Annotated in this window: 16 protein-coding genes; 1 reads left to right on the forward strand and 15 read right to left on the reverse strand. The window is 69.3% G+C overall.

What is annotated here, in order from left to right:
* From tilS to ruvC, 12 genes are all read right to left on the reverse strand, one after another.
* On the reverse strand, positions 1-940 hold a 940-nt coding region (gene tilS, locus RX333_RS14915), incomplete at its 3' end, for a tRNA lysidine(34) synthetase TilS (protein WP_316015750.1).
* A gap of 5 nt (positions 941-945) precedes the next feature.
* A complete protein-coding gene (locus RX333_RS14920) occupies positions 946-1,809 on the reverse strand; it encodes a tetratricopeptide repeat protein (protein WP_316015751.1) in 864 nt (287 codons plus the stop codon).
* A gap of 88 nt (positions 1,810-1,897) precedes the next feature.
* Positions 1,898-2,413 (reverse strand): peptidoglycan-associated lipoprotein Pal, encoded by a 516-nt coding sequence (pal, locus tag RX333_RS14925; protein WP_316015752.1) that lies wholly within the window; start codon positions 2,411-2,413, stop codon positions 1,898-1,900.
* 51 nt (positions 2,414-2,464) lie between these two features.
* The gene (gene tolB, locus RX333_RS14930) at positions 2,465-3,784 is read right to left on the reverse strand and encodes a Tol-Pal system beta propeller repeat protein TolB (RefSeq protein ID WP_316015753.1); all 1,320 of its coding nucleotides are present in this window, start codon (positions 3,782-3,784) and stop codon (positions 2,465-2,467) included.
* A gap of 38 nt (positions 3,785-3,822) precedes the next feature.
* Positions 3,823-5,088, reverse strand: a complete 1,266-nt coding sequence (locus tag RX333_RS14935) for a hypothetical protein (RefSeq protein ID WP_316015754.1) — start codon at positions 5,086-5,088, stop codon at positions 3,823-3,825.
* Positions 5,089-5,092: 4 nt separating this feature from the next.
* Positions 5,093-5,581 (reverse strand): ExbD/TolR family protein, encoded by a 489-nt coding sequence (locus RX333_RS14940; RefSeq protein WP_316015755.1) that lies wholly within the window; start codon positions 5,579-5,581, stop codon positions 5,093-5,095.
* A 3-nt stretch (positions 5,582-5,584) separates the two neighbouring features.
* On the reverse strand, positions 5,585-6,286 hold the full coding sequence (gene tolQ / locus RX333_RS14945; RefSeq protein ID WP_316015756.1) for a protein TolQ: 702 nt from the start codon (positions 6,284-6,286) through the stop codon (positions 5,585-5,587).
* Between the two features lie 126 nt (positions 6,287-6,412).
* Positions 6,413-6,811: a tol-pal system-associated acyl-CoA thioesterase gene (ybgC, locus tag RX333_RS14950; RefSeq protein ID WP_316015757.1), complete on the reverse strand. Its 399-nt coding sequence runs from the start codon at positions 6,809-6,811 to the stop codon at positions 6,413-6,415.
* A 36-nt stretch (positions 6,812-6,847) separates the two neighbouring features.
* Positions 6,848-7,477, reverse strand: coding sequence for a hypothetical protein (locus RX333_RS14955; RefSeq protein ID WP_316015758.1), 630 nt, complete (start codon positions 7,475-7,477; stop codon positions 6,848-6,850).
* 21 nt (positions 7,478-7,498) lie between these two features.
* Positions 7,499-8,521, reverse strand: coding sequence for a Holliday junction branch migration DNA helicase RuvB (gene ruvB, locus RX333_RS14960; protein WP_316015759.1), 1,023 nt, complete (start codon positions 8,519-8,521; stop codon positions 7,499-7,501).
* Between the two features lie 40 nt (positions 8,522-8,561).
* The gene (gene ruvA / locus RX333_RS14965; protein ID WP_316015760.1) at positions 8,562-9,221 is read right to left on the reverse strand and encodes a Holliday junction branch migration protein RuvA; all 660 of its coding nucleotides are present in this window, start codon (positions 9,219-9,221) and stop codon (positions 8,562-8,564) included.
* Position 9,222: 1 nt separating this feature from the next.
* Complete coding sequence (gene ruvC, locus RX333_RS14970; protein WP_316015761.1) at positions 9,223-9,729, reverse strand: crossover junction endodeoxyribonuclease RuvC; 507 nt, start codon at positions 9,727-9,729, stop codon at positions 9,223-9,225.
* 273 nt (positions 9,730-10,002) lie between these two features.
* Between ruvC and RX333_RS14975 the strand changes: the two genes are divergently transcribed.
* Positions 10,003-10,224, forward strand: a complete 222-nt coding sequence (locus RX333_RS14975; RefSeq protein ID WP_316015762.1) for a DUF1127 domain-containing protein — start codon at positions 10,003-10,005, stop codon at positions 10,222-10,224.
* Positions 10,225-10,560: 336 nt separating this feature from the next.
* Here the strand turns inward: RX333_RS14975 and RX333_RS14980 are convergent, their stop codons facing one another.
* The 3 genes from RX333_RS14980 to RX333_RS14990 all read right to left on the reverse strand — a co-directional run bounded on the left by RX333_RS14980 (position 10,561) and on the right by RX333_RS14990 (position 13,595).
* Positions 10,561-11,430 carry a 50S ribosomal protein L11 methyltransferase gene (locus tag RX333_RS14980; protein WP_316015763.1) on the reverse strand — a complete coding sequence of 290 codons (870 nt, stop codon included), beginning with the start codon at positions 11,428-11,430 and terminating at the stop codon, positions 10,561-10,563.
* Positions 11,431-11,508: 78 nt separating this feature from the next.
* Entirely contained in the window at positions 11,509-12,156 is a 648-nt protein-coding gene (msrA, locus tag RX333_RS14985) for a peptide-methionine (S)-S-oxide reductase MsrA (RefSeq protein WP_316015764.1), read from the reverse strand.
* 197 nt (positions 12,157-12,353) lie between these two features.
* Positions 12,354-13,595: an MFS transporter gene (locus tag RX333_RS14990; protein WP_316015765.1), complete on the reverse strand. Its 1,242-nt coding sequence runs from the start codon at positions 13,593-13,595 to the stop codon at positions 12,354-12,356.
* Positions 13,596-13,597: the final 2 nt, after the last annotated feature.

Consider the following 13,597-nt stretch of genomic DNA (forward strand, 5'->3'; position numbering starts at 1 on the left):
CGCGCTGCTCGGGCCAGAGCGTCGCAACCGCGCCCCGGCTGCGCAGGCGGAGACCGGAAAGCGTCGCGTCTTCGCCATCGTCGAGCGCCGTCGCGAGCCGGTCGAGCGCGGCCTGGCGGGGCGGATGACCGGGGCCAGAGAGATGCGTGAGGGCCGCGAGCAGCGCCCCGCGCAGTAGGTCGCGCGGCGCCGCGGCCAGCACCGGACGGGAGAGGTGCAGCGCGCCCCAGCGATCCTGGCTGGCCGAACGGGCGAGCAGATCGGCGACGGCGGCGTCCTGCACTTCGCGCGCGCCGCGCAGCCGCTCCGCCGTATCGGCGAGCCTCTCGGCGTCGAGGCCCGCGTCGGCGATCAGACGTCGGGTGCGGGCGCGGGTATAGCGCGGGTCAGCATTGCTGGGGTCCTCGCACCAGTCCTGACCGCGCCGCCGCAGCATTTGTCGCAGCGCGTCGCGCCCTTGGCCGAGCAGGGGGCGCAGCACGGTGACGGGGCCGGGCCCGGAGCCTGGGAGGACCGCCTGCATCGCGGCGAGGCCGTCGAGGCCCGATCCCCGTTGCAGTCGAATCAGCAGCGTCTCGGCCACGTCGTCGCGCGTATGGCCCAGCAGCAGCGCGCGCCCGCCCCGCCCCGCGATCCAATCGGACAGCAGGGCGGCACGCCCCTCGCGCGCGGCCTGCATCAGGTTGCCGGTGGCGGGCGCTCGCCAGTGCAGGGTCTCGTGCGTCAGGTCGAGTCGAGAGCAGAGCGTCGCGACGAAGCGCGCTTCCTCCGCCGCTTCGGCGCGCAACCCGTGATCGACCGTGGCGACGTGAAGGGGGCGGCCCGCAGCGCGCGCCCAGTCGGCGGCCAGCAGCAGCAGGGCCACGCTGTCCGACCCGCCCGAAACGGCAACGCCGACGGGGCCCGGCGGACACCGGGCCATCACGTCGGGATCGAGCATCGCGCTCAGTTGCAGCCGAGCGTCTGCCGGGCGGTGAGGATCTCGGTTATGTAGGCGTCGCTCTGATCCGCAAACCGATTGAGCGCCTCGTCATAGGTCAGGCAGGCCTCGGTCACCTGGCCCAGATCGCCGAGCGAGCCTGCCAGCCGCTTGAGCGCCTCGGGCGCGCGCGCGCCGTCGGGCGTCGCGGAATAGGCGTTGAGGTAGTTCACCGCCGCATCGCGCGGCTGGCCCATCGCGGCATAGGCCTCCGCCGTCATGAACCGCGCATCGGCCGTCAGCGGCCCACCCGGATAGGTTTCGAGGAAGGTTTCGAGCGCGCGGACCGACCCGGCGTAATCGCCGCTTTCGTAAAGGCCGGTCGCGGCGTTGAAGGCCGATTGCTCGCTGACCGCGACCTGCGCGCCACCGTCGCCGCCTGTGCCCGTGGCGGGTGCGCTGCCGCCGCCCTGGCTGCCCAGGTCGCTGGCCGGGGCTACGAATTCGGTATCGCCGCCTTCCAGCTCTGTCAGGCGGAAGTCGAGATCGGCGACGCGGCGGCCGCCATCCTCGGCCACGCGCTGCACGTCGAGCTGGATCTGCTCGATCCGGCCCGTCAGTTCGCGGATGCGGGTCTCGATCGCGTTCAGCCGGTCGAGCGCCGCGCCGTCGAAGGGCACGCCGGGCGCCACCTGGCCGGTGCTGACGAGCTGCTGGCGCAACTCCTGCAACTGCTGGTCGAGAAGCTGCAGGCTGAGGCGCGCATCCTCCAGCGTCGCCTGAGGCGCGGACGATCCGTCGAGCACCTGCGACAGCGGGTCGGCATCCTGGGCCTGAAGCGGCAGGGCGGCCAGCCCGGCCAGCAGAATCACGGTTGCACGCAAGCGCATCACGGCAAGCTCCTTCACATACGATCAGGGCGCGAAGATAGCCCTCGCGCCCTGACCTTTCAAATGCCGGTTCCCTTCAGGGCCGGTATCAGCTGCCGACGCCGCCCGCGATCACGGTGACGGTGCGGCGATTCTGCTGCCAGCAGCGCTCCTCCGAACACAGCTCCACCGGGCGCTCCTTGCCGAAGCTGACCGTGGTCATGCGCGACGGGTCGATGCCGCGCGACACGAGGTAATCATAGGCCGCCTGTGCGCGACGCGCGCCGAGCGCGAGGTTGTACTCGCGCGTGCCCCGCTCGTCCGCGTGACCCTGCAGGGTCAGCGTGCGGTCGGAATATTGCTGCAACCACTGGGCCTGCAGGTCGAGCGTGTTCTGCGCCGCGGTGCTGAGATTGCTCGACGCCGTGTCGAAGAAGATGCGGTCGCCGACGGCGGTGGTGAAATAGGCCAGCGAGCTGCGGTCGACGTTGTTGTTCACGCCCACGCCGGAGGCGACGCCGGTGCCCGCACCCGCGCCGCTGCCCGCCGCGCTGTCGGCGGTGTTGGTGCACGCGGCCATCGCGAGCACGAGTGCGCCTGCCGCCAGTGTCTTCAGGAAAGTCATGGTTTCTGTCCTCTACTCTTGCCTTGAGGTCCGGGCCGTTCTCGGGCCGGGTCAGTTGCTTCGCTGGCGCGACCAGTTCGGGTCGGAGGCGCCACCGGGGGTGGGTACGTAACGCAGGTTCCGTCCGGTCACGTCGACCGAGACGAGAGAGGCCGCCCCCAACGGCCCCGGCGTTTCGCGGAAGAACATCAGCACGCGGCCATTGGGCGACCAGGTGGGTCCTTCGTCAAGGAAGGAGGCGGTGAGGAGCTGCTCCCCGCTGCCGTCCACGTTCATCACGCCGACATGGAATCGTCCGCCCAGCTGCTTGGTGAACGCGATCTTGTCGCCGCGCGGGCTCCAGACCGGGGTGCCGTAGAGGCCTTCGCCCCGGCTGATCCGGCGCGGCGCGCCACCATCGGCGGACATGACGTAGAGCTGCTGGCTGCCGCCCTGATCGCTCTCAAACACGATCTGGCGACCGTCGGGCGAATAGCTCGGCGCCGTGTCGATGGCCGGGCTGCGCGTCAGGCGATTGCGGCTGCCTGTCGCGAGGTCCAGAGTGAAGATGTCGGAATTGGCGCCCTCGGTCTGGCTGAGGATCACGCGCCGCCCGTCGGGAGAGAATCGCGGGGCGAAGGTCATGCCCTGCGTGCCGCCCAGCAGGCGCCGCTGATCGGTGGCGAGGTCGTGTATATAGACCTGCGGCGCGCCGGTCGCGTAGCTGGTATAGAGCACCTGCCGCCCGTCGGGCGAGATGCGCGGGGCCAGCACCAGGTCACTGCCATTGGTGATGTTGCGGACGTTCGCGCCGTCCTGATCCATGATCGCGATGCGCTTCACACGCTGGTTCTTCGGCCCGCTTTCGGAGACGAAGACGACCTGGCTGTCGAAATAGGGCTGCTCGCCCGTCAGGCGGGTATAGACCTCGTCCGCGACCTGGTGCGCGGCGCGGCGCCAGGCGGCGTTGCTGACAGTCAGGCTGACGCCCTGTCCGATCTCGCGGCCCGCGAAGATGTCCCACAGTCGCATCTCGACCGTGACGCGTCCGCCACCTGCGCTCGACACGCTGCCCGCGATCAGGGCCTGCGCGTTGATGACCTGCCAGTCGGCGAAGGTCGGCTGGGTATCGGCGCCGACGCCCTGCTGGATGAAGGCGGAGGCCGGAATCTCGCGGAACAGGCCGGTATTGGTGAGGTCGGCCAGCACGACCTGCGTGATCTGGCCGGCCAGTTGCTGCGCGCCTGCGTCGCGCGCTTGGAAGGACGGTGCGGCGATCGGCACCGGCTCCACCACGCCCTGGTCGATGGTGATGCGCAGCGGCTGGTTCTGGGCCTGCGCGGCAACCGCGCCCAGCACCAGGAAGAGGATCGTGAGTACTCTGGTAATCATGCGTTGAGCCTACCTTTTCATGCCCCCAGTGGAAATTCTCATGACCCGAAGCCGACGGATTGGCTCGACGGGTCGAATGTCATCTCGATCACCTGCCAGCGACCGTAGCTTTCGCGCGGCAGGACGGCGAAGACGCCCTCCTGCGCCGCGCGCTTGATGGCGCGGACCGCGGCGTTGAAGGCCACTCCGAAGCCGCCTTCGAGGTTCTGCGGCACGATGGCCCGTGGCTCGCCCGACAGTTGGCCGTCGGGCGTCAGCTCGAAGCGGACCGTCACGCGGAAGCTCTGCCAGTTCTCGATGCCCTGGAACGAGATGTTCCAGCGGTCGCCGACTCCCTGCCGGACGAGGTTGATCGGACCGGACGGAATCGGCGGGCCCTGCGCCACCTGCGGCGTCGCGGGCTGCTCGGTCTCGGCGGGCGTTTCCTCGGCCGGGGTCGGCGCAGGCGTCGGTTCCGGCTCGGGCTCGGGTTCGCTGGCGGGCTCGGGCTCCGGCTCGGGCAGCGGATCCTCGATGGGGGTCTCGGCGACCTCCAGCGGCTCCTCCTCGACCGGCTCGCGGCGGGCGGGGCGCGCGCGCGGGCGGACGGAGGCCACGGGCGCGATCTCGCCCTCCTCCTCGGCATCCGTGCCGGTCTCGGCCAACTCGTCGGGCAGCTCGGGGATCACGCGGTCGGCGGCTTCCTCGGGGGCGGTCGCCTCCTGCGGCAGCTCGTCCAGCTCGCCGTTCTCGCTCAGCTCGATCTCCTCCTGCCGCTCGTCGTCGCGGCGGGCATCCTCGGGCGGCGGGGCGGCGGGCGTGCTGTCGATGCGGAGCGACGGCGCCTGCGGGCGCACCATGCCGGTGGGGCGCGACATGCTGCTGGGGCGCGAGGGCGTGGGCCGCGCCGTCGGCATCAGCACGGCGGTATCCACGTCGCCGTCCAGCGTGTCGTTGAGGGCGGTCGTCTCCGTCTCCACCCGGATCTGGTCCTCGACCAGCAGGGCGGTCAGGTCGGCCTGAGCGTCCGCCTCGGACGGATCGTCCGGTCCCTCGACATCGTTGATGGTCACGTCCATCTCGGCATCGGGGGTCAGCGCGTCCTCGAACTCGTCGAGCGGCATGCTCATCATGTTGCCGATATCGGTCGGCACGATCTCGGGCGCCTGACTGATGGCGGCGTTGAATTCGTCCTCGGTCAGAATCGAAACTTCGGCGGAGGTGATGACCTCCTCCTCGTCCTCGACGATCCACGGCAACTGGATCAGCGACGCCGCAATCAGCGCCGCATGCAGCCCGGCAGAGATGCGCAGGGCCCGCCGCACGGGATCACTCCGCCGGAGCGGCGGGCGTGGCCGCGCCGTCATATTCGGGACCGCCGGTGCTGGTCACGAGGTTGATCTGGTTGAAGCCAGCATTGTTGAGCGCACCCATCACCTGCGCCACGCGGGAATAGGGAATGCCGCCATCCGCACGCAGGAACACCGCGTTCGACGTGCGCTGCGCGGAAATCGCGCGCATGCGGGGAATCAGCTCCTCGGGCGCGATCGGCGTCTCCTGCAGCACGATCTCGCCCTCGGCCGTCAGGCTCAGCGTCAGTGGACGCTCGTCGTCCTGAGGCAGCGCGCCGGCCGCGGTCTCGGGCAGTTCAACGGGGACGCCGGAGGACAGGAGCGGCGCCGCCACCATGAAGATGATCAGCAGCACCAGCATCACGTCCACGAAGGGGGTGACGTTGATCTCGCTCATCGCGGCGGAGCGCCCGCGCCTGCGACGTCTGCCGCCGCCTCCACTGCGCTGGATGGTGCTCGCCCCCATCGCTCAGTCCGCCCGGCGTTCGAGCTGGCGCGACAGGATCATCGCGAATTCGTCGGCGAAGTTCTCGTGCGTGCCCGCCAGCGCGTCGCTGTCGGAGCTGAGCTTGTTGTAGAAGATCACCGCCGGGATGGCCGCGAGCAGGCCCAGCGCGGTGGCGAGCAGGGCCTCCGCGATCCCCGGTGCCACGACGGCGAGGTCGGTGGACTGCTGCACCGCGATCTCCTCGAAGGCGTGCTTGATGCCCCAGACCGTGCCGAACAGCCCGATGAACGGCGACACCGCCCCGATCGAGGCGAGATAGCCCAGGCCCCGGTTCAGCCGGTGCCCCTCGCGCGCGATGACCACGTTCATCGCCCGGTCGATGCGCTGCTGCGCGCCCGCGATGAAGCCTTGCGCGGGATGCGCCTTGTTCCACTCCTCCATGCCCGCATCGAAGATGGCGGCGGTCGGCGCGCGCGGGTTCTCCGCCACGTCGCCGCGGATCTCGTCGAGCGTGCGGCCCGACCAGAAGGTCTGCTCAAACTCCTCGTCCGCCGAGCGGATGCGCCGATAGGCGGCGATGCGGTCGAAGATGATCGCCCAGGACCAGACGGACGCGACGATCAGCATGATCATCACGATCTTGACCGTGATCGTCGCCCGCATGAACAATGCCAGAAGCGAGAAGTCGACCTCGCTGGCCGCGCCCAGAATTTCCGATTCCATATGCCTGTCGCCCGTGATGCTGCGCCCGGTTGCCGGGTCGCGTTTTGCCAAATCATTCTATCGCGGCGCGGCGTTTTGCAAGGCTTGCCGCGAAACGCCCCCGCCAAATTCCGCGTGATCAGCAGTCTAGGACAGGTATTCGGCAAGTTTATGGCGGATTTCCGCCGGAAGTCGCGCTGGCCGCCCCGTGAGGTCCATGACCGCGCAATCGATGCGTGCGCGCAGGATTTCCTCGTCCCCCCGCAACACGCGCTGCGGCATGGTGAAGCGCGCGCCGCGCATGTCCTCCAGCCCCGTCTCTACCGTCAGCACGTCGTCGAAGCGTGCGGGGCGGATGTAATCCGCCTCCACCCGCCGCACGACGAAGACGAGTCCCGCATCGCGCAGCGCGAGCTGGTCGATGCCCGCGTCGCGTACCGCGTCCGAGCGGCCCCGTTCGAGATATTTCAGGTAGTTCGCGTAGTAGACGACACCGGCCATGTCGGTGTCCTCATAATAGACGCGGATGGTGGTGTTGCGGATCATCGCGCGACCTTCCCGGCTCTCCCCGCGCGCGTCAAGCTAATGCACCGCACCGATGCGCGCCGCCAGCCGCAGAGCGTGACTGGCATCGGTCGCGGCGGGCGGGAGCACGGGGTCATAGGCGGCGCGAATGACGCCGGCCACGTCCGGGCGCAGCACCGGCTCGGCTCCGTCCGCCAGCCGGGCGAGCGGCGAGGCATCGGTGAAGGCCGTATCAGACCATAGCAGGATCGACTGCGCCGCCTGCGCCAGCGCCAGCGTGTCGGCGGGCACCTCACTCAGATGCGCGTCCATGCGCAGGAAGACGAAACAGGCGCGGATCCCCCCCTCCGGGTCGAAGCGGAAGATGCGGTACTGGTTGGCCTCCGCCGCTTTCAGCCGCGCGACCAGCGGCGCAAGGTCGGGGATCAGCCGGTCGAGATGCGGGGTCGCGATCAGCTCCTCCCAGTCGCGCAGGAAGAACCACATCATGTTGGCGCCCAGTTCCGGGTCGGTCTCGGCCATCTTGTGCCCGGCGAGCGTCACGACCGCCTCGACCGCGCCCTTCACCGTGGCGATGGTCCCGTCCTCCACGCCGAAGACGACCGGCGCGATGGGCCTGTTCCAGCGGGCGAAGACGTAAGCCCCGTCCGACCGGGTGAACAGCGGCTGAACCTCGGCAACATCCATTTCATCTTCCCCCAAATACGCTCAATCCGACCCGAACAGATCGTCGGTCCTACGCGGGGCGGAGAGGCCCAGATGCGTCCAGGCCCGGTGCGCCAGCATGCGCCCGCGCGGGGTGCGCGCGATCAGGCCCTGTTGCAGCAGGTAGGGCTCGATCACCTCCTCGATGGCGTCACGCGCCTCGCTCAGCGCCGCGGCGATCGTCTCCACCCCTACCGGGCCACCGCCATAGTTCTCGGCCAGCACGCGCAGGTAGCGGCGATCCGCCCCGTCGAGGCCCAGATCGTCCACGCTCAACCGGGTCAGCGCGCGGTCCGCGATCTCCCGCGTCACGGTGCCGTCGCCCTCGACGATGGCGAAATCCACCACGCGGCGCAGCAGGCGGCCCGCGATCCGGGGCGTGCCGCGTGCACGCGAAGCGATCTCCCGCGCGCCATCGGGTGTGGCGGGCGCACCCAGCAGGCGCGCTGCCCGCTCCACGATGCTGACGAGTTCGTCCACCGTGTAGAATTCCAGCCGCGTCGGGATGCCGAACCGGTCGCGCAGCGGCGTGGTGAGCAGCCCCAGCCGCGTCGTCGCCCCCACCAGGGTGAAGGGTTGCAGGTCGATGCGCACGGTCCGGGCGGCCGGCCCCTCCCCGATCACGAGGTCGAGCTCGAAATCCTCCATCGCCGGGTAGAGCACTTCCTCCACCGCGGGGTTCAGGCGGTGGATCTCGTCGATGAACAGCACGTCGCGCGCATCCAGATTGGTCAGGATCGCCGCCAGATCCCCCGCCTTGGCCAGCACCGGGCCGGAGGTCATGCGGAAATTCACCCCCAGCTCCCGCGCGACGATCTGCGCGAGTGTCGTCTTGCCCAAGCCTGGCGGGCCGTAGAACAGCGTGTGGTCCATCGCCTCGCCGCGGCGGCGCGCACTCTCGACGAAGACGCGCATGTTCGCCCGCGCTTCCGCCTGCCCGGTGAAGTCGTCGAGGGTCTGCGGCCTGAGCGCCCGGTCGAGGTCGTCGGGCGTCTCTTCCGGTGTCATGGGGATCGGATCGGTCATGGTCCGCTCATGCCATGTCGGACGCGCGGCGTCACGCCCCTCAGCCCTTCGGGGCCAGCGCCTTGAGCGCGGCGCGGATCAGGTTGGAGGCGTCCTCGCCCTCGGCGCTCGCCACGGCGGTCGCGGCCTCGCTTTGGGAATAGCCGAGATTGACGAGGGCCGACAGCGCGTCGGCGCGGGCGATGCCATCGGCGGGGGGCGGCGGGGCCGCGGGGGCCTCGACCACCGGCGCATCGGGGGCGGGTGCGGGGGTTGCCGCCATCGCCTGACGCGCGCCGCTCGCGCCTAGGGCCATCAACGCCGGGGCCTTGTCCTGCAATTCGTTGACCACGCGCGCCGCGATCTTCGGCCCGATGCCGGGCGCCGCCTTGATCGCGGCCGCATCGCCCAGCGCGATCGCGCGGCTGGTCCCGTCCGGCCCCAATGTCCCGAGGATGGCGAGCGCGGCCTTCGCCCCCACCCCCTGCACCGAGGTCAGCAGGCGGTGCCACTCCTTCTCGGCCAGCGTGAGGAAACCGTAGAGCTGCATCAGATCCTCGCGCACCACCATCTCGGTATAGAGCGCGACCTGCGCCCCCTCGCCCGGCATGGCGGCGAGCGTGCGGTCGGAGCAGTGGACGATGTAGCCCACGCCCTGCGCCTCGATGAGGACGTGGTCGCCCATGCGGTAGTCGAGCCGACCCGAAACCTTGCCGATCATCTCAGCCCCCTGCCCGTGCGATGGCTGCGTCGAGCCGGTTCGCGAAGCGGCCCTGATGCGCGTGGCACAGCGCGATGGCCAGCGCGTCCGCCGCGTCCGGCCCCGCGATCCCGATCCCCGGCAGTTGCAGGCGGACCATGTGGTCCACCTGTTGCTTGGCTGCGTGGCCGACACCGACCACCACCTTCTTGATCTGGTTGGGCGCATATTCCGCGACCGCGATCCCGGCCTGCGCGGGCACCAGCAGGGCGATGGCCCGCGCCTGGCCCAGCTTCAGAGTGCCGGCCGCGTCCTTGTTGACGAAGGTGTGCTCGACCGCCGCCGCGTCTGGCGCGTGGGCCGCGACGATTGCCGCGAGCTGCGTATACAGGGCGCAGAGACGTGTCGCGAGGTCCGCTCCGTCGCCCGTGCAGATGCCGTTCGCGACATGGCTGATTCGCGATCCGACCACGTCGATGACGCCCCAGCCCATCCGGCGCAGGCCGGGATCTATTCCGATGATGCGCATCCGACCTCCGTCGCCCTGGTCGGGCGTCGCCGCAGGGTTAGCACGAAAGGCGAACACCCGCCAAGGGGCCGCGCGGAAAGATCCGTTAACGACATCGGCTTTTCCGTTCGCGACATGCATCGCGAGATATGCGCAAACCCCTGCGGACCCATGCAAAAATAGCATGTCCGCAGGGCGATTTCCCTCTTGCGAACGGGCGTCGGGAACAGCACATGGCGGGTCCGAAACCAACCTCGGGGCCGCGCGGCCCCCAAGACCACAGGAGCCAGGCTCATGGCGATGATGTCCCCCACCCCGTTCGCCCCCTTCGGTGCGGAAACCGTCTACCGTGTCGTGTCGCGCGTCGAGACCGCCTGGCTCGCCCTGCGCAACGCGCCGCTCGCGCGGATCACCTCGCGCAGCCTCAACACGCTGAGCAATCGCGAGCTCGAGGATGTCGGCCTCAGCCGTGCCGATATCCACAAGCTGTCGCGCCGGATGCTGCGCCGGAGCTGACCGGCAGAGCGATCGGATAAAGGGCCGTCCTTCGGGGCGGCCTTTTTCGTTGGTGGATTTGAGGCGTATGTCCCGGATCCAATCCGGAACGGCGCGGCTCCGCATCGGGTCCGGAGCGTAAGCCGCGCATCGACGGGCGGCGGCGCGGCGATCTACGGCCCGAACATGGCACTTCATAACAGCCAAGTCCGTATGACCTGACCGCCATATCCCTTCATCAACCAAATTGCCGGGCCGAGGGACGGGTCACGCCGGAGGCGTGCTTCCAGCACGACCGATGCGCGGCGGCCTCACGCCTTGAGTCCTCGCAGGCGAATTCAGAGATAGAGCCGTCAGTTACGCTCTGCGCAGCGTCAGCGTCGTCCACTCGCCGATCGAGCGGCGCGACAGCCGGGTGAAGCCCCAGCCCTCGTAGGTGCGCTCGACCCCGGTGGCCTGCCGGTTCAGGATGCCCGACAGCACGATGACCGACCCGCGCGCGGTGTGTGCGGCCATCTGCGGGGCGAGCTTGCGCAGGGGCCCCGCGAGGATATTGGCGAAGACCAGATCGTAGGGCGCGCGCGCCCGCAGGCGTGGGTGGCGGAAGCCGGGGGCGGTTACGCATGCGACCCGGTCGCCCAGCCCGTTCCAGCGCATGTTGGCCCGCGCCGTGTCCGTCGCCACCGGGTCGATGTCGGAGGCGATGACCGCCGCCGGAAAGACCTTGGCCGCACCCATCGCGAGCACGCCGGTGCCCGCGCCGATATCGGCGACGTTCTCGGCCCTGAGCCCCGTGCGCACCAGCTCGTCGAGCGAGAGCAGGCAGCCCAGCGTCGTGTCGTGATGCCCGGTGCCGAAGGCCATCGCGGCGTCGATCTCCAGCGCGATGCGATTCACGCCCGCAGCCCCCCGGTCATGCGAGCCGTGAACCACGAAGCGTCCGGCCTCGACCGGCGACAGCTCCCGCCGCACCTGCGCGACCCAGTCGCGATCGTCGAGCTTGGAGACGGCGAAATCCGCCGCTCCGTGGGCCGCCGCCAGCAAAGCCAGCGCGATCTCGTCGGGCTTTTCGGTGAAGTAGCCGCCGACCTCCCAGAGGCCCGAGCCGTCCTCGACCTCGAACACGCCGACGCCGGTGGGCGTGGGGTCGAGCCCTTCGAGCGCGTCGGCGAGGCGCAGGCCGGGGGCCTCGCCTTCCAGGGTGGTCAGGGCGGTCCAGGTGGTCATCGTTCGTCTCCGCTGGCGTTCGGGCGGGGTATGGTCCCCGCCCGGCCCGCGGTCAAGCCCGGCGGGTCAGGCCGCTGGTCAGGCCCCGGTGCCGATAGGGCAGGTCACGCCGGTGCCGCCGATGCCGCAATAGCCGCCGGGATTCTTCTGCAGGTACTGCTGGTGATAGTCCTCGGCATAGTAGAATTCGGGCGCCTCGCGGATCTCGGTCGTGACGGCGCCGTAGCCCGCCTGCTTGAGCCGGGGGGCAAATTCCGCCTTCGTGCGTTCCGCCGCTGCGCGCTGCTCCGCATCGTAGACGTAGATGCCGGAGCGGTACTGCGTGCCGACATCGTTGCCCTGGCGCATGCCCTGCGTGGGATCGTGGCCTTCCCAGAACACCTTGAGCAGGTCCTCGTAGGAGATGACGGAGGGGTCGTAATGGACAAGCACCACCTCGTTATGGCCGGTCTGGCCGGAGCAGACCTCCTTGTAGGTCGCGTTGGGCGTGTAGCCGCCCGCGTAGCCCACGGCGGTCATCCAGACGCCGTCGAGCTTCCAGAACATCCGCTCGACGCCCCAGAAGCAGCCCATGCCGAACATGGCGACTTCCAGATGCTCGGGGAACGGGCCCTTGATGGGGCGGCCGTTGACGAAGTGATGCTCGGCCGTGGGGATCGGCTCCTCCCGTCCCGGAAGGGCCTGCGCGCCCTCGACCATCTCGGATTTCCTGCGGCTGAACAGCATGGCGACCTCCTCTCTTCGGGTTGGGTCTTGAGATAGGGTCGGGGGCCGTCCGCTCCAAGTGGCGGGAAAGCGTGACAGGTCAGCGGGCTTGACCATTTCCCCGCGGGGAAACGGAGCCGAGATGTGCCGATCGGGGAGGTTTGCCGGGTTTGACTGCCGCCCGGTTTCCCCGCGGGTGAAGGGACAGCCGGACTGACCTATTCCGCGATCGCGAGGCGCGGCTGGAAGATCGTCTCGTGCCCCGGCGCGGGGTGGCGCGGTATCAGCAGCGCCAGCATCAGCGACACGCAGGCGAAGCCCGCGGCCAGCACGAACACCCCCGCAGGCGAGGTCAGCCAGAGATAGCCGAGTGCAGCAGGCAGGCCGACGGCGGCGATGTGGTTGATGGTGAAGGCGACTGCGGCGGTGGGCGCGATGTCGCCGGGATCCGCGATCTTCTGGAAATAGGTCTTGAGCGCGAAGGCAAGCGCGAAGAACAGGTGATCGAGGATGTAGAGCCCGCTGGCGATCGCCACGCCCCACGCCAAATCGCCCCAATCCGCGAAATAGAGCGCGCCATAGGCGAGGAAGATGCAGATCAGCCCGATATATTCGACCGTCAGGGCGCGCCGTTCCCCGTAGCTCTGCACGAAGCGGCCCATAAGCGGCGCGAAGACCATGTTGGCGAGGTAGTTGGCAAGGAAGAGGCCCGTGACCTGGTGCACCTCGAAGCCGAAGCGCTCGACCATCATGAAGGCGGCGAACACCACGAAGATCTGTCGCCGCGCGCCCGACATGAATTGCAGCGCGTAGTAGAGCCAGTAGCGGCGGCGCAGCACCATGCGCTTGACCTGCGGATTGGGGCTGTCGAATTGCGGATAGAGCAGGAAGCACAGCACGGCGAGCAGGACGGTTGCGCCACCGCCCGCGATGTAGACCGCCTCGTAGGACCAACCGAACCTCTCCCACCCCATGACGAGCAGGCCGTAGGCCAGCAGCGACGCGCCCGAGCCGACGGCGACGATCCAGCCGAGCATCTGCGGGGCGCGCGCCTTGTCGATCCATTGCAGTTGCAGCGACTGGTTGACCGTCTCGTAATAGTGGAAGCCGATCGAGGAGATCAGCGTGGTGACGAGCAGCCCCTCGAACGTCGGGAAATAGGCGGTGATCGCGACGGCGGCCCCGAGCATGACGAGGCTGACGAGCCCGAGCACCTGTTCGCGCACGAAGATGATGAGGGCGATGACGCCCACGGCGAGGAAGCCGGGGATTTCCCGCACGCTTTGCAGCCAGCCGATATCGGAGCCGTCGAAGCCCGCCGCCTCGATCACGAAGTTGTTGAGCAGCGCGTTCCAGGTGGAGAAGGCGAGCGGCATCGCCGCCGCCATCACGATCAGCAGCGCCACCGGCTGTCGCCAGATCGGCAGGGTGCGGGCAGTGGCGAGATCGAGCGAGCGCATGG

This window comes from Roseobacter sp. HKCCA0434, assembly GCF_032464675.1.
In the GTDB taxonomy this organism is placed as follows: domain Bacteria; phylum Pseudomonadota; class Alphaproteobacteria; order Rhodobacterales; family Rhodobacteraceae; genus Pontivivens.

Bases quoted from the DNA above. Each gene is read 5' to 3' on its own strand.
- RX333_RS14920 (WP_316015751.1), bottom strand. From the start codon at position 1,809: ATGCGCTTGCGTGCAACCGTGATTCTGCTGGCCGGGCTGGCCGCCCTG.
- pal (WP_316015752.1), bottom strand. From the start codon at position 2,413: ATGACTTTCCTGAAGACACTGGCGGCAGGCGCACTCGTGCTCGCGATG.
- tolB (WP_316015753.1), bottom strand. From the start codon at position 3,784: ATGATTACCAGAGTACTCACGATCCTCTTCCTGGTGCTGGGCGCGGTT.
- RX333_RS14940 (WP_316015755.1), bottom strand. From the start codon at position 5,581: ATGGGGGCGAGCACCATCCAGCGCAGTGGAGGCGGCGGCAGACGTCGC.
- tolQ (WP_316015756.1), bottom strand. From the start codon at position 6,286: ATGGAATCGGAAATTCTGGGCGCGGCCAGCGAGGTCGACTTCTCGCTT.
- ybgC (WP_316015757.1), bottom strand. From the start codon at position 6,811: ATGATCCGCAACACCACCATCCGCGTCTATTATGAGGACACCGACATG.
- RX333_RS14955 (WP_316015758.1), bottom strand. From the start codon at position 7,477: ATGGATGTTGCCGAGGTTCAGCCGCTGTTCACCCGGTCGGACGGGGCT.
- ruvB (WP_316015759.1), bottom strand. From the start codon at position 8,521: ATGACCGATCCGATCCCCATGACACCGGAAGAGACGCCCGACGACCTC.
- ruvA (WP_316015760.1), bottom strand. From the start codon at position 9,221: ATGATCGGCAAGGTTTCGGGTCGGCTCGACTACCGCATGGGCGACCAC.
- ruvC (WP_316015761.1), bottom strand. From the start codon at position 9,729: ATGCGCATCATCGGAATAGATCCCGGCCTGCGCCGGATGGGCTGGGGC.
- RX333_RS14975 (WP_316015762.1), top strand. From the start codon at position 10,003: ATGGCGATGATGTCCCCCACCCCGTTCGCCCCCTTCGGTGCGGAAACC.
- RX333_RS14980 (WP_316015763.1), bottom strand. From the start codon at position 11,430: ATGACCACCTGGACCGCCCTGACCACCCTGGAAGGCGAGGCCCCCGGC.
- msrA (WP_316015764.1), bottom strand. From the start codon at position 12,156: ATGCTGTTCAGCCGCAGGAAATCCGAGATGGTCGAGGGCGCGCAGGCC.
- RX333_RS14990 (WP_316015765.1), bottom strand. From the start codon at position 13,595: ATGCGCTCGCTCGATCTCGCCACTGCCCGCACCCTGCCGATCTGGCGA.